This window comes from Candidatus Bathyarchaeota archaeon (assembly GCA_029882535.1).
In the GTDB taxonomy this organism is placed as follows: domain Archaea; phylum Thermoproteota; class Bathyarchaeia; order Bathyarchaeales; family SOJC01; genus JAOUKM01.
Window position 1 is genome coordinate 32584 of the sequence record JAOUKM010000011.1, and the last position, 13858, is coordinate 46441.

15 protein-coding genes are annotated in these 13858 nt (G+C 41.8%); 7 read left to right on the forward strand and 8 right to left on the reverse strand.

Annotated elements, in window-relative coordinates:
- Positions 1-18: 18 nt before the first annotated feature.
- The 4 genes from OEX01_04515 to OEX01_04530 are packed head-to-tail and all read right to left on the reverse strand — an operon-like array spanning position 19 to position 3450.
- Positions 19-162: a hypothetical protein gene (locus OEX01_04515; protein ID MDH5448249.1), complete on the reverse strand. Its 144-nt coding sequence runs from the start codon at positions 160-162 to the stop codon at positions 19-21.
- Positions 163-189: 27 nt separating this feature from the next.
- Positions 190-2490, reverse strand: coding sequence for a hypothetical protein (locus OEX01_04520; protein ID MDH5448250.1), 2301 nt, complete (start codon positions 2488-2490; stop codon positions 190-192).
- Positions 2459-2728: a hypothetical protein gene (locus OEX01_04525; GenBank protein MDH5448251.1), complete on the reverse strand. Its 270-nt coding sequence runs from the start codon at positions 2726-2728 to the stop codon at positions 2459-2461. Before OEX01_04525 ends, OEX01_04520 begins: the two co-directional genes overlap by 32 nt.
- 2 nt (positions 2729-2730) lie before the next feature.
- On the reverse strand, positions 2731-3450 hold the full coding sequence (locus OEX01_04530; GenBank protein ID MDH5448252.1) for a hypothetical protein: 720 nt from the start codon (positions 3448-3450) through the stop codon (positions 2731-2733).
- Positions 3451-3618: 168 nt separating this feature from the next.
- On the opposite strand from OEX01_04530, the gene OEX01_04535 reads away from it, so the two are divergent.
- The 5 genes from OEX01_04535 (at position 3619) to OEX01_04555 (ending at position 9104) form a co-directional block, all read left to right on the forward strand.
- Positions 3619-4533, forward strand: coding sequence for a DUF72 domain-containing protein (locus OEX01_04535; protein ID MDH5448253.1), 915 nt, complete (start codon positions 3619-3621; stop codon positions 4531-4533).
- Entirely contained in the window at positions 4530-5354 is an 825-nt protein-coding gene (locus OEX01_04540) for a DUF72 domain-containing protein (protein MDH5448254.1), read from the forward strand. Before OEX01_04535 ends, OEX01_04540 begins: the two co-directional genes overlap by 4 nt.
- 83 nt (positions 5355-5437) lie before the next feature.
- Entirely contained in the window at positions 5438-6295 is an 858-nt protein-coding gene (locus tag OEX01_04545) for a DUF362 domain-containing protein (GenBank protein MDH5448255.1), read from the forward strand.
- Positions 6296-7078: 783 nt separating this feature from the next.
- Positions 7079-7411 carry a restriction endonuclease gene (locus OEX01_04550; GenBank protein MDH5448256.1) on the forward strand — a complete coding sequence of 111 codons (333 nt, stop codon included), beginning with the start codon at positions 7079-7081 and terminating at the stop codon, positions 7409-7411.
- 403 nt (positions 7412-7814) lie between these two features.
- Entirely contained in the window at positions 7815-9104 is a 1290-nt protein-coding gene (locus tag OEX01_04555; GenBank protein ID MDH5448257.1) for an MFS transporter, read from the forward strand.
- 261 nt (positions 9105-9365) lie between these two features.
- Here OEX01_04555 and OEX01_04560 read toward each other — a convergent pair whose 3' ends face one another.
- The 4 genes from OEX01_04560 to OEX01_04575 form a co-directional block, all read right to left on the reverse strand.
- A complete protein-coding gene (locus OEX01_04560; protein MDH5448258.1) occupies positions 9366-9944 on the reverse strand; it encodes an adenylate kinase family protein in 579 nt (192 codons plus the stop codon).
- A gap of 114 nt (positions 9945-10058) precedes the next feature.
- Positions 10059-10484: a DsrE/DsrF/DrsH-like family protein gene (locus OEX01_04565; GenBank protein ID MDH5448259.1), complete on the reverse strand. Its 426-nt coding sequence runs from the start codon at positions 10482-10484 to the stop codon at positions 10059-10061.
- Positions 10485-10626: 142 nt separating this feature from the next.
- Positions 10627-11265, reverse strand: a complete 639-nt coding sequence (gene nth / locus OEX01_04570; GenBank protein MDH5448260.1) for an endonuclease III — start codon at positions 11263-11265, stop codon at positions 10627-10629.
- Positions 11266-11319: 54 nt separating this feature from the next.
- Entirely contained in the window at positions 11320-11631 is a 312-nt protein-coding gene (locus OEX01_04575; GenBank protein ID MDH5448261.1) for a 4Fe-4S binding protein, read from the reverse strand.
- Between the two features lie 124 nt (positions 11632-11755).
- On the opposite strand from OEX01_04575, the gene OEX01_04580 reads away from it, so the two are divergent.
- Together OEX01_04580 and OEX01_04585 are read left to right on the forward strand one after the other, a co-directional pair.
- Entirely contained in the window at positions 11756-13636 is a 1881-nt protein-coding gene (locus tag OEX01_04580; protein ID MDH5448262.1) for an aldehyde ferredoxin oxidoreductase family protein, read from the forward strand.
- 10 nt (positions 13637-13646) lie between these two features.
- The coding region (locus OEX01_04585) for a 3'-phosphoesterase (protein MDH5448263.1) at positions 13647-13858 on the forward strand (212 nt) is incomplete at its 3' end.

The window sequence follows — 13858 nt, forward strand, 5'->3', positions numbered from 1 at the left end:
TTCAGCTAACTCGCAAGCTTATTGAAATGTCTTAGCGGTTTTTACGTGGTAATCGTCGGATTCGAAGCTGATGAGCTGGGTGTAGATTAGGGTGTTGTTGATGTTTTTGTGTCCTAATAGTTGTTTGATGTGGAGGGCGTCTTTAGTTTTGTGGTATTCCATTGTTGCTTTCGTTGACTATAATAAAGTTCAGAACAAATCGAGTTTTGTGAGCTGAAAACTCCTGACCGAATCGTGAATATCTCTGGTTGAATAGCCGAAAGGACTTAGGATGTTTGAAGCTGCTGAGTACAGGAGCAAAAGGTATTTTCTAACATCAGAATTAGTCTTAGCTTCAATCAAGTCTTCTGCTTTAACTCTTCTCTCATACCGTTTGTTTTCTGCACTAGTAAAAAGAAACCTAACGCTTTTTCCAGCAGAAATCTCGACTCCCTCTTTCAAAAGTTGTTCGGCAGCAATCACCTGACTAACCTTCTGCTTGTAATTTTCTACATTCTTAGAGAGACGCTTAGTAATTATCAAATCCCAAAAAGAAACCTCTCCTTCTAACAATTTCCTTCGAAACTCTCTAACAACTTTCAAAGCCTCAGGTATTTTCTCCATGAAAGCTTCAGAGTTATTGGCTGTTGCCAGCACTCTAATCATTTCCATCTGAGCATCATAAACAAACTTCGGCGTATCCCTTCTTCTAATTTCTAACCCTCTAACCTTGATCTTGCCATCTTCCTTTGCCCCATAATAACGGTTTAACACAGGGACATTTTGATGTCTTTTAGAGGGAAGGAAAACAATCCATTTATAACGACCCTCAAAATTTAATGGCACTCCAATCTTTTCACTTATTTCTTCACATAAGCTGATGTATTCTTGCGCTGTTGCATCTGTCTTCTTAAGCCATAATGAATCAACAATACCATGAATTACAGTGAACCTCTTTCTTTCAGCCATACGAGCAGCTTTCAGGAAAGCCTGTCTGCCAAAAGCGCAAACACCAATGTGCCCGTCAACAGTGCCAAACTTGGCATTCCTGTACCCCAAATAGCCAAAACAAGTCACCAAAATCCACTTCAAAGCACCTTGACGCCTATCATAAATTTCCTTTAGCCTAGCATCCTTTACTTCTCTCATCAACCTTCTGTAACGTAACCTTTTCCCAAGTGCCAACCTCAAAGCCTTAGGCACAATTCCAACACGTTTTTCACAAATATGGTAACTAAGCTCAGGAATACGTAGTTTTGAGTCTGAGCAACACTTGCAAAGAACAGTTTCAGCAGATATGTTGTACTTCGCCATCAAGGAAGGATACATAGAAGAAAAATCTACTTCACCAACATGGTCATGAATCCCCATTCTAGGCTCGTAAACAAAGCCTCCTCGATCTCCAACTAGAAGCTCATAAGCCGACTTGAAAGCTTCTGGAATACGCTTATTCCTAGGAATCAAAACATCATCTTTCACAGCCTGATAAAACTGAAGAGACGACATACTAGACCCTATTGAAGAACGAGAAGCTCTATGCAATGGCACTCTGCAAGTTCTAGCAATCTCAATTAACCCGTCAAGCCCACTATCCCTTTGAATAAACGAGTTATATTCATCAATGTGAACTCTACCGTAAAGTCTCCTCGTAGGAGCACGATAATATGTTCTACCATAGGAAAAATAGGTTGTTCCACGTCTACGTTTGGCTATAAGAGGTATATTTTCCCTACTCAAGACAAAATTATCCAAAACGTCATTTAGCGATGCTCTTCTAGCAAGATAAGGAAGAACATGTGCATCACCACCTCTAGTGAATAAAATATCTGGATCAAGTCTCTTAACCACACTAATGAACCGTAGCAGCTTATTTTTCTCGCTGCCAGAATCAATAACTATCTTTTCACCATCTTGAGAAATGACCAACTGCTCTATTGGATCGTCAAAGCTGGCTATTTTTCCTTTCTTAGCGATGTCAACATAAATTCTCATAACTTTCAAAGGCGGGATTTCATAATCAACACTCTCCACCGAATCAAGAAGACGGTATTTCAACCTGTGCCTTTCAACTTTAATTTCAACAAAAGCAAGAGGAAAAATGTCACGATCATAAAGATATGCTTGAGCGCTTTTCAAGTCACAATTATGCAACTGATAACGCAAGTATCTGCCCGCCTCTAAAACTCTACGAACAAAAAAAGGGACCCTCCTACAATCTTTTAACGCAGCTTCTAAAACCTTGGTTTTTTCAGTATCAGTTGGATTGGCATATTTGTAGACGAAACTGCACGACGCTATGGATCTGTTTGCATAGAATCGGGTGAATAATCTCTCTAAATCTTCTTTTTTGCCAGAAATGTAGATTTTCGGCTTAAACACATCTACAAGGCATATTCTTTCGCCATTCTCAGTGATTATCCAGATGCTCATTTGTCCAAACGCAGAAGGATAAAGGTCTAGTATCCAACCTTTCACACGTTTAAGATCGGTTGCATTGTTTTCTAATTGCATCTAGCTCTTTCTCTAATCTGTTCAGCATTTTCTGTTGGTTTAGAAGGATCGACATGACCATAGATTCGAATACAACAGGACGTGTAGCATTACTTCCTGCTGAAGCATAGTTTCTGCAAGCATCTGTCATCTGCTCAAAAGCCGCTCTGTCTTCGTTGCGCAAAGCCCTCGTAAATCCACTCCATCTCTGTAATTCTCTGTCCAAGGCCATGCGATAGGATGCTATGGTTTTTCCCATATTCATGCCTCCATAAACTGTGTGAGTGTGAGATTCTCTGAAGGAAAATCGATGCTTCCTAATTTGAAGAAAGGATGTTTTTCCAAAACAAACTGTTGACCATGTCTAGAGGGTTTTACTAAGGCTACAACATTTGCACGCCCACAAGCTATGGCTTTAAAAAAAATGTTCCGATCTGATGGATAATGTGGAAGATAAGTTGCAACTACTATCACATGGTTTTCTTTGGCGAACTTTGAAAGATGAACAGTTAACTGATTGAAAACGTCTCTAGTCTCTCTCTTAGGGACGTCTTTATCAAGATACAACTCTGCAATGTCCGATATGACCACAAGTTTCGAGTCATATTTCTCAACTGTAGCCTGCAATTTATCGAGGATTAGAGAAGTCATTTGATACGCTGTGAACGCTCTCGAAATGAAGATCTTTTCCAAGACGTTTCTAGGATCGAGCTCCTGAATTTGAGCAATATAAGAAACATCGTACAATCTGAAAGTGTTACCGCCATCTACAAATACCACGTTTGTTTCTAAGCCTCCAAGCTGGTATGGAAGCTGAGCCCTAACGCAAAGAAGCATTGACAAAGGCATGACAGCAGAAGAGCCACGTAGGACGGCAAAGTTACCTAAGGTGAAGCCTGGAAACAAATTATCTATTTTTTCTATGTTGAAAGACAAGCGTAATTGAGATGGGATACTCTCTACTAATGTCTTTGTTGACAAGGTGAACCTCCTTTCTCCTCAGCGTTGGGGTTAGATACAAGGGATTCTGAGGCTCTTAAGGATTAAGCATTAAGACATTCTAGGAAAGGAGGGACACAGTAGAGTGAAAGTAAAAGCGTTAATGAAGCTTAATCTGTCAGAATGTGAAAGTAAACGAGAGGGTGAAGATTGACAGAATATCTTATTGGCACTGGTGGGTGGGCTTATTTTAAAATCCCAAACAAATCCTCTTTGAAAGCCTATTCTGAAGTTTTTGATTTTGTTGAAGTTAATTATACCTTCTATGAATACCCAAGTGTCAAAATGGTTGAAAGATGGCGACGTACAGTGCCTAGCGACTTCACGTTCACTGTGAGGTGCCATCGAGATTTAACTCATAGAATTGGTTTGAAACCGGTTGACGAAGCTTACGCTGTTTTCAGTCGAATGATAAGTATATGTAAAATATTAGAAGCTCCTTTCCTTCATCTGCTAACACCCGCAAGCTATGTTTTCGACGACGAAAAGATAAGCCAAGTAAAAGACCTCTTCTCGTCAATTGACCTGAAAGGAGTTCGCCTCGCTTGGGAAATTAGAAGCCAAAAAGAAACAAAACTAGCAAATATAATGAGAGACTTTGAAATAGTCCATTCGATCGATTTATCAAGAGAAAACCCTTCAAGCGAATCCGATACCATCTATAGCCGAGTATTTGGTAAAGGAAAACACAACATTTACCAATTTACAGACGATGAACTAAAAAAAATCGATAGAAAAGCAATTGACGCCTCAGTTAAAATGGCGATCATTACATGGCATGGAGTAAAAATGACTAGCGATGCAGCAAGGTTCAAAAAATACAAAGAAACCGGCAATTTTCTTCCAGTAACCGCCTATACCGGCGTTGATTCTGCAAGAGCAGTTCTCAAAGAAGATGCTAGATTTCCCTCAACAAAAGCAGAACTAATTGAGAATCAAGGCTGGAAAGTGATCGATTTGACAGCTGAAAAGAGAGTTCACTTATCCGAATTGCTTAATAAAATACATGAAAAGACCTACAGTGATGTTAAAGAAGTAACCAAGGAACTGAAGGCTATCCTATGAGCATAAACAATATTTTACTAGGCACTTCAGGGTGGAGCTACAAAGAATGGGAGGGAGCTTTCTATAGAAAGGGCGAGAAGAGCAAGCTTCGAGCATATGCACGAGTTTTTCAAATCGTCGAGATTGACTCTACTTGGTATCGGTATCCTTCAAGAGGAACAGTCATGGGATGGCTGCGCTATTCACCTTCAAACTTCATCTTCACCGCAAAGCTTCCTAAACTCATCACTCACGAAAAAAAATTAGGTCTTAAAGACGATGTGAAATCCGACCTAGAAAACTTCTTAGAGATTATGCAGCCACTTCAATTAAATGGAAAACTCGGATGTCTCCTTATACAACTTCCACCCAGTTACGATTACAACCCTGAAAATTTGGAGGCTTTCTTTGAAATGCTCTCTCCTCAGTTTAAATTTGCTGTTGAGTTCCGAAACCTTTCTTGGATGAGAAGGGAGACTTGGCAACTGTTGAAGAAACACAATGTTGCTTATGCAAACGTTGACGAGCCTCTTCTACCCCCAGAGGTTCACATTACAGCAGATTTTGCTTACTTCCGTTGGCATGGAAGAGGAGAAAAGCCGTGGTTTGACTATCTCTATAAGGAAGAAGAACTCGAGCCTTGGATTCCGAAGGTGTTGGAGACCTCAAGGCAAGTTAAACAAGTTCTTGGCTTCTTCAACAATCACTTTCATGGTTATGCCCCTGAAAACTGCTTAAGCTTAATCGAAAAGATTCTCGGACTGACACCACAACAGCAGGAAGCCAAAAAGAGAATAAAGAAAAAACAAGTTGGTCTTGCTAGCTTCTTTCAAAATAACTGAAACCGAAAAATGGGAAGCGAAGAATTATTTTAATAATCTGGACGTTCTGTAGTTTAGTTGTGGTTTCATAGAGATGTCGCCCTATGGTAGTTGTTGGTAAAGTTGACAGTGCAAAGGATTTTCGTCATTTTCTGAAGGAACTTGATGTTAAAGGCGTTGTTTTTGTGGTAAAACCTAATTGGAGCAATGCCAACACCTTTACTTCAGCTGAGACGCTTGATTGGCTTTTTTCTGCTCTGAAAGGCAGAATCAAAGTGATTGAGGGTTATACTGCGTGGCGTAATGAGCTTAATACTGGACCCGAACCGCAAGAAGTAATAACTCCGAGTAACGCCAAAGCGAAGTGGCAGTGGATTAAAGAGCAAGACAAATGGTTTCTAAGGTTCAGCGGTATTGATAAAATCTTGTCAAAATATGACGTTGAATACATAAATGTCACAGAAGAAGTTTGGTCCAATAGAACCCTTAACCCTGATGAAGTTAGAGATTTTGTTGACAACAAATACGGGATATTAGTTAGGCAAGAGGTGTACAGTTTTGTGCCTACGAAAGTCTACGAGCTTAGAGACAGTACTTTTATTAGTCTCAATAACAGCCGCCGAATCCGCGAACATGTATCTCTCTCAACCAAAAACTTGTTTGGCTTAATCCCTGACCCCGCACGATATGGAAAATGGCATGGCAAGAACGACAGCTACCTGTCTCGAAGTATTGTAGACATCAACAAAATCTACCGCAGTCTCTTCTCACCATGCTACTGGATTAACGAGATGAAAGAATTAGGCGTTTTTGTGGGAAGCAAAAATTCGGTGGAAGCTGATGCAGTCACAGCTAAATTAATGGGTATAGATCCTGGAAAAATTGATTATTTAAGGAAAGTTGCCAACATCTTCGGTGGATACGACGAAAAAGTTTTGACTAAGATTCCTAAATCGCTTTAACTCACTATCCTACATGCTTTTAGCTAAAAAAGTGGAGATTGTTGAGAGTGAAATTTTGTCTTAAGGTGCTTCCCATTCTTCAAGTGCTTTCTTCATGTGTCTGATTGCTTCTTCCTCGAAGGACTTGACTTTTCTCAGTATTTCTGCTCCTTTCTTTCGGCGTGCGCGCGAGAAAACTACGTAACAAAGTTAAACAGACAGTACAGCTCTTTCAACAGGAAGAGCTGAAGCAAAATCAACTTGCTAAGACAGACTTGAGAGAGGTCATTATAGTTTGTGTAGCAGAGGCATTTCCCAAAGTCGCAGAAATGTCTTTACAGGAGTTTAAACTGAAAGTTGGCAAACTGAAAGGCAAAGGCTAAGCTCAAAAAAGCGTTCGAAGCATGTATCGTCTGTGAGCGTATGCTTTTCGACTTGAAATGCAAACAGCGACTTTTTCAGCTTTTCACAAGCTCTTTGAGGTCCTCCACGGCGGGAACGCTGTAAACTATATTATCTCCGTAGTTAATCGAAGGTGGCTTCAAACACGCTCACAACTGCCTCCGCTTCAAATGCTGCACCAACTCAGACGCTTCCCTAGCAGTCTCTGCACTTCCCACCCGCTTCGCCTTAGCCAATCGCATTCTAGCCCCACAATAAGGACACCTCCGGCTCTTCTTACCAGCATCCGCTACTAACAACCTTCCACAACCCCCACAAACCACAATCAAATACATAGTGAAACCTACAAAACCTTTTTCACCCGAACAAGTATTTAATACATAATAAAAGGACAAAAACAAAATGACCCCCGCCACTCTCAACGAACTTACAACAAAATACTTCCGCAAAAAAGGCTACAAAATAGAGCGTAATATTACACTTGAAGGTGCCTCTGGCATTCTCCGCAAATTTGGCTTGATAATAACAAAGTCAAAAGAACAACGTGTAGTCAAAATACTTAACTGGAAACGCACAGTCGGCGTCAACATAGTCATAAACCTCGACAAAGCATCAGAAGACGTCGGCTTCAAAAAACCCATCGTAATATCAGAAATTTTCAGCAGCCACGCAAAAGCCTACGCAAACCGAAAAGGCGTAATCCTTCTAACCAAACGTGAACTAAACACTTACTAGAACGAAGACGAACATTCGTCAACAAGAATTTTTTGTGGTAACAGGCTTCACACTTGCTTAAGAAACTACTCATTATGCAGCTTCACAGGATGGAGTCTTAGATCTATGTCTGCTCAGATGGGAGTAAATGTAAGTAGCAATATTGATGTCTATCTTCACTTGGCATAGAGAGACTTTGAAAAACTGCTGACTCCAATCCAATAAGTCATGAAGTCGAAGCAAAAAGATGATGAATAATGAGAGGACATGGGCGGTACAATTTTTACGGGTTCTCTCATAGGAACAAACGTGAAGCTTGATTTTGGCTACTAATTGATCGCTCACAAAAATTTTCTTACTATTTGCATATTGGAACTACAGTGACCTTTAAACCCAAAAGGCAAAGAATGGGAGACGTACGATCATGGTTTCTCTAGTTACAGGAGGATTGAAGAAAGAGGACATTAGCGTTAGTGAAACTATTCCTGACAACAGCGAAACGACTCGATTTAGCTTCAGAAGTATGTTTAAGGGGAACTTGGTCGTCTTGGGGGCAAGCAATATTGCGAGGGGTTTTGGCAGCGGACTGATAAGTGCCTACATGTCGCTCTATTTTGTCGGACTTGGCGGAAGTCCCCTGATGTTGGGTGTGATGATTGCATCATCATCAATCATCGGTGCTTTTATGTTTCTTTTTGGAGGGGTTGTAGCTGATTATTATGGTAGAAGGGCAATTGTTGTCACATCAGCATTCTATGCTGGGTTTTTTCCCTTGCTTTATGTCTTCACACTGAATTGGCGTCTATTTGTAGTTCTAAGCTTAGGTGCTGCTATTGGATCAATCTCGACTCCAGCTTCGCGAGCGCTAGTAGTTGATTCGATTTCTCCTGAAAGGCGAACCACTGGAATAGCGGTCTTGCAAGTTGTCTCTTCTCTTCCGGCAACGTTTTCCCCTTTGGTGGGGGGTTGGCTGATTCAGAATTATGGTTTGATTGATGGCTTCAAGCTAGCGTGTGTGTATACTGGAGCTACGGCGTTCATTTCAGCTTTTATCCTCCTTTTATTTTTGAGGGAAACGTTATGGTATAGACAGGACTCGGATATGGAAACTTCTCATCTTGGGAAGCTCAAAAATGTGATTAGGCTTAGAGGTCTGTTCCCAACGGGTCTTAAGGCGTTAATGCTCTCATACGCTCTAATAGCGTTTGCAAACGCAGCTGTAGGACCATACTACATTCTCTACGCATCTAGTATAATAGGGCTCACGCCATTACAGTGGGCTCCAATTGCCTGCATTCAATCCCTCTCAATAACACTGAAAATTCCGGGCGGATGGTTGAGCGACAAGTTTGGGAAAAGAAACGTAATGATATTCTCATTACTAGCTTGTGCGCCTTGTACAATATTGTTTTCGTTGGCACGGTCTTTCTTCCAAACCTTGGTTGTGGCAGTGCTCCTTATAATCACAGGAATCTATTATGCTCCAGCTCACGAAGCGTTGCAGGCTGATTTTACGCCCAGAAGAATGAGGGGGCGAATAACAGCTCTTTGGCAACTTAGTGGTGCAATTTTTTCAGCATTTGGGACACTTACAGGAGGCTTTCTATTTCAGGTTGACCCAACCACACCCTTCTACCTTTTTACAGCCGCTGAACTCGTATCAGCTGTCCTGTTGGTGAGTCTTGTAAGAGAACCCAAGCGAAGAGAAATCTAACATGCGAGAGCGTTTGTGCGACTATCAAAGTGGAATACGTCTGATTCGAATCCTCCCACAGTGGCGATATCACCATGGCGAGCGCAAATCAGCTAATAAACGAAGCTTTCGACAACATGTTCTTTGACAAAAGCGACATCATTGAACAGTATGGTTTGAAGCCTTATCTAGAAAAGATAGAAGGCTAGGCGGTTTTCCATCTATATCCCCTTCTTTTTTCTATGTGTCCAAGAAAATGCTTATAGTCTATGATTCGTTAAATCAAACCAAGAACTCGTCAAGCCGCCCCTCTGACTCCAACTTTGTTAACCAGTCTACAACGCCAACACGACACTTGCTGCGACCATTAACAACACACATTATTTCGTCAACAACTTCCTCAACAGTTCTACCTGAAACATCAACTTCACAAACCTTCTTCTCCCCATAAGCCTTCACAGCGTCAAACAGACAAACATCCAAAATCTCAGCCGCAACATTCTCTGCAATCTTTCCCTCCTTAAAACCTCGCTCCTTCAAAATCTCCCGCAACTCGTCTGGGTTACGTCTCAAAACAAAAGCCAAGAAAACGTCCTCAGCCGCCACTACATCCATAGCGAAGTGACCGTCAACAATAACATAACCCTTAGTTTGCTCAATAATTCCTCTAACACGCTTAGAAACTCTTTCTGAGTCAGCAATTAAAGTTCCACGATTCTTGTCTAAGCCACAGCTTAATCCCTCATGTCTAACCAAATTACCCAAGCTGACAAGTATACCGCATAGGCGAGAAGTCAAGAGACTAGATACTGAGGACTTGCCAACGCCAGGCGTACCAGCCAATACCAAAACTCGCTTCATCCAGTAACGCTCCAACCATATATGAAATGTCGATCCTAGCTAAAATGCTAACGCTCAAATAAAAGCAGAGCACCTCCCAAGAAAGCTAGAAAGCGTGTTGTTTCCAATGCTGCGTTAGATAAACAGCGTTACATCTGCTTTAGTAGCTATTTCAAGAAAAGCTGCGGCACCAGCTATTTCGTCCACTTCAGGAATCAAGTTTTCTCTTTTTACTCCGAACATTTCCATGGATGGACTGCAAGCATAAATCTTAAGCATACCAGACTGTTTCAAACGTTTAAGCATCTCATAAGGCGTCGGATACTTCATGCTCTCCAGATTCTTCCTCATTTGTTCCTCCAAATGCTTATACGTTGTTGGCAAACTCGCTTTTTCCATTTTTCCTTTCTCAAGCATATTCAAGCCCCAGAAAGTAAAGTACAAATGCGCTTCCATGTCCATAGCCACGGCAGTAGAGGACAAGATAAACGCGCAATAAAGTTTATCTAAAGTGCCTCCTTGAACGACAATAGCTAGTTTTCTTCTATTAATTTCACCCATAACGATGTACCTTCTAGTTTTAAAGTGAACTATGATTGTATTAAAAACTTCCGAAAAAATACAAAATTTCTGCCAAAGAACACAGAAATGGGTATAAGCCAAAAAAAGTTCAAGCTAAATTGTGTCAAGAAGGCTTAGATCGTTATTCGAAAGAGAAGGCAGAAGGACACAGTCTGTTCATAACGCAGTCTATGCAGTTAGGCTTCTTGGCGGTACAAACTCGTCGACCGTGAAAGATAAGCGAATCAGTAAGCTTCGGCCACTGTTCTTTCGGAACCAACTCCATCAAATCTTTCTCTATCTTGTTTGGGTCTTTATTCTTACTTAATCCTAATCTTTGAGCAAGCCTTCGAACATGCGTATCAACAGCAATTCCTTCAACAACTCCAAAAGCATTCGACAATACAATATTTGCAGTTTTTCTCGCCACCCCAGGCAATGTAGTTAATTCGTCCATCGTCTTCGGCACTTTCGACTCAAACTTTTCCACCAACATCTGAGCCGTTTCCTTCAAGTGCTTAGCTTTGTTTCGATAAAAACCTGTAGATCTGATGTCTTTTTCTAATTCTTTAAGATCTGCATTTGCATAGTCTTCGGCTTTCCGGTATTTCTTAAACAGGTTCTTCGTAACTTCGTTGACTGTTCTGTCGGTTGATTGGGCTGAAAGCATTGTTGCAGCCAGAAGCTCTAAGGGGTTGCGGTAGTGAAGCGCTATTTTCGCATCTGGATGCTCCCTTGCAAGAAATTTGATGATTTTTTGAACTCGTTCTTTATCTTCCATTTTTTGAACGGTCTTTTTTTTAAGATAGCGGATAGAAGCGACGGGAGTGAACAACTAAGGCTCTGTTATTTTAATTGCTTGAGTGGGACAGTTGACTTCACAAGCTTTGCAGAAGATGCATTCAGGCTCGTTAACCGGGTCTGATTTTTGTTCCGAAACAGGATGCCCAGGCGTGTCAATCATTTCGAAAACTGATACGGGGCAAACTGAGACGCAGATAGCATCTCCATTACATATGTCTTGGTCCACAGCTACCTGAGTTCCGTGAATACCAAGTTTCTTAGGCGGATCTATTTCTCCTCTTACATCATGACCATTGTGGGTACCAGCTACCGGCTTTTTCATAAAGTCCGGATCGATAGACATTTCTTACGGTTCCTCCTCATGTTTTTGACTACTAACAGTATCTCTATATATTTGCTTTTTTACCAAGCGCCACAGAAAACCTTAATCATGGTTCGATGCTACCTAGGCAGTATTGGTGGAGAAATTGAGAGGATACGCAGGTAAAATATTAAGAGTAGACTTATCGAACAACTCTTTCAAAGCAGAGACACTGCCACCCGAATGGCCACACAAATTTTTAGGTGGAATGGGCTTTGCAAGCATGTTACTCTTCAAAGAAACAAAAAAGGGCTTAAACGCTCTCGGCGCAGATAACAAGCTTATTGTTGCACCGGGGCTTCTGACAGGAACTGGCATCCCAACTGCTTCAAAAACGATTTTCATAGCGAAGTCTCCTCTTACTGGTGGATTTGGAAAAGCAGCCGCAGGCGCTTCGGTTGGGCCTGCATTGAAGAAAGCTGGATATGATATTCTAGTAATAGAAGGGAAAAGTTCGAAACCTGTTGTCTTGGTTGTCGCTGATCACGTGGTGAAAATAGATAGTGCTGATGAGCTTTGGGGCAAAAACGTGCGGGAAACTGCTGCGATGTTGAAGAAACGGTATGAAGGTTTTTCAACTGCTGTGATTGGGCCAGCTGGTGAAAATCTTTCAAAAATAGCTGGAATTGACTCCGGTGAACGGCAGGCTGCGAGAACGGGTGTTGGCGCTGTTATGGGTTCTAAAAAACTTAAGGCAATTGCTGTGAAAGGCACTTCTAAAATTGAATACGCCGACTCACAGGCTTTGCATGATTTGGTAATTAAATGGACGAAGAGTATTAGAGAAAATCCTGGCTCGCAGCTGGATATGAAGTATGGAACAGGAGAGTTTTACGTTTGGATGAATAAGGACAAGGGTGTTCATCCGAGTCGCAACTGGCAACAAGGCTACTTCCAAAAATCTTTCGACGATTTAAAAGAGGGGGAGTTAACCCAATTAGATCCTTATTATTGGGCGCCAAAATACACTGTTAGAAACAAACCTTGCCCAAATTGCACTAAACCGTGTGGCAGAATTGTTCGAATTGATGAAGGCAAATATGCAGGCACTGAACTTGACGGCCCAGAGTATGAAACAATGTATTCTCTTGGTGCAAATCTTGAAATTGACAATTTTGAAGCGCTATGCCACATTCAGATGATGTGCGACCTTTATGGATTGGACGCTATCTCTGCGGGGTGTACTGTTTCGTGGGCTATGGAAGCTTTTGAGAAGGGATTGCTTACTAGGGAAGATTTGGATGGTGTGGAGTTAAAGTTCGGAGACGTTGACGCGACGTTGGAAGTTTTGCGGAAGATGGCTTATAGAGAAGGAAAAGTCGGTGCACTTTTGTCAGACGGCGTAAAGGCAGCCAGTGAAAAGCTGGGTAGAGGCTCTAGTCACTTCGCTATTCACTCTAAGGGACTTGAGTTGCCAGCTTATGATGTTAGAGGAATTAAGGGAATGGGACTTGCAGTGGCTGTTGCTGTTCGCGGCGGTGACCACTTGACAGCAGTGGTTTATGGAACGGAGCTTGTTGGAAAATGGTGGAAGTTCTCGGGTATAGACAGGTTTTCGGCTGAGAATAAGGGTTATGAAATTAAGGCTCATGAAGACTTGATGACGTTATACGACATTGTAGGTGTGTGCAAGTTTACTCGGCATATGTTCTTCGCCGAAGCTTATCCGGAAATGATTGAAGCGGTTATTGGGATGGAGCCTAGTGTTGCTGACCTTTTCACAATTGGTGAGAGGGTGTACAATCTGCAACGAGCTTTTAACGCTAGAGAGGGGCTTGATAGAAAGGCTGACTCTTTGCCTGGCCGAGTGTTTGAAGACGCTATTCCTAAGGGAGTGTCAAAAGGCAGCAGAATTAGGAGAAGTGAGTTTGAGCGGATGCTTGATGACTACTATCAGGCTCGTGGATGGTCGTGGAATGGTGTTCCTACCAGAGTCAAGCTGATTTCGCTTGATTTATTTGAAGTTGCAGAGAGTGTGGGTGTTTAACAGGAAGGTGATTGTGCCTAGGCGGCTTGAGAAGTATAGGCAGCTAAGAGATTTTGATAAAACGAGTGAACCGGAGGGTAGGGAGAAAATGGGTGAAGGAAGCATTTACGTGATTCAGAAGCATGATGCAACTCATCTTCACTATGACTTGAGGTTGGAAATGAACGGTGTCTTGAAGAGTTGGGCTGTTCCTAAGACTCCTCCGACTGAGCCGGGGATTAA

Excerpts from the sequence above, each read along its gene's own strand:
- OEX01_04515 (MDH5448249.1), bottom strand. The coding sequence starts at position 162 with ATGGAATACCACAAAACTAAAGACGCCCTCCACATCAAACAACTATTA.
- OEX01_04520 (MDH5448250.1), bottom strand. The coding sequence starts at position 2,490 with ATGCAATTAGAAAACAATGCAACCGATCTTAAACGTGTGAAAGGTTGG.
- OEX01_04525 (MDH5448251.1), bottom strand. The coding sequence starts at position 2,728 with ATGGGAAAAACCATAGCATCCTATCGCATGGCCTTGGACAGAGAATTA.
- OEX01_04540 (MDH5448254.1), top strand. The coding sequence starts at position 4,530 with ATGAGCATAAACAATATTTTACTAGGCACTTCAGGGTGGAGCTACAAA.
- OEX01_04545 (MDH5448255.1), top strand. The coding sequence starts at position 5,438 with ATGGTAGTTGTTGGTAAAGTTGACAGTGCAAAGGATTTTCGTCATTTT.
- OEX01_04550 (MDH5448256.1), top strand. The coding sequence starts at position 7,079 with ATGACCCCCGCCACTCTCAACGAACTTACAACAAAATACTTCCGCAAA.
- OEX01_04555 (MDH5448257.1), top strand. The coding sequence starts at position 7,815 with ATGGTTTCTCTAGTTACAGGAGGATTGAAGAAAGAGGACATTAGCGTT.
- OEX01_04560 (MDH5448258.1), bottom strand. The coding sequence starts at position 9,944 with ATGAAGCGAGTTTTGGTATTGGCTGGTACGCCTGGCGTTGGCAAGTCC.
- OEX01_04565 (MDH5448259.1), bottom strand. The coding sequence starts at position 10,484 with ATGGGTGAAATTAATAGAAGAAAACTAGCTATTGTCGTTCAAGGAGGC.
- nth (MDH5448260.1), bottom strand. The coding sequence starts at position 11,265 with ATGGAAGATAAAGAACGAGTTCAAAAAATCATCAAATTTCTTGCAAGG.
- OEX01_04575 (MDH5448261.1), bottom strand. The coding sequence starts at position 11,631 with ATGTCTATCGATCCGGACTTTATGAAAAAGCCGGTAGCTGGTACCCAC.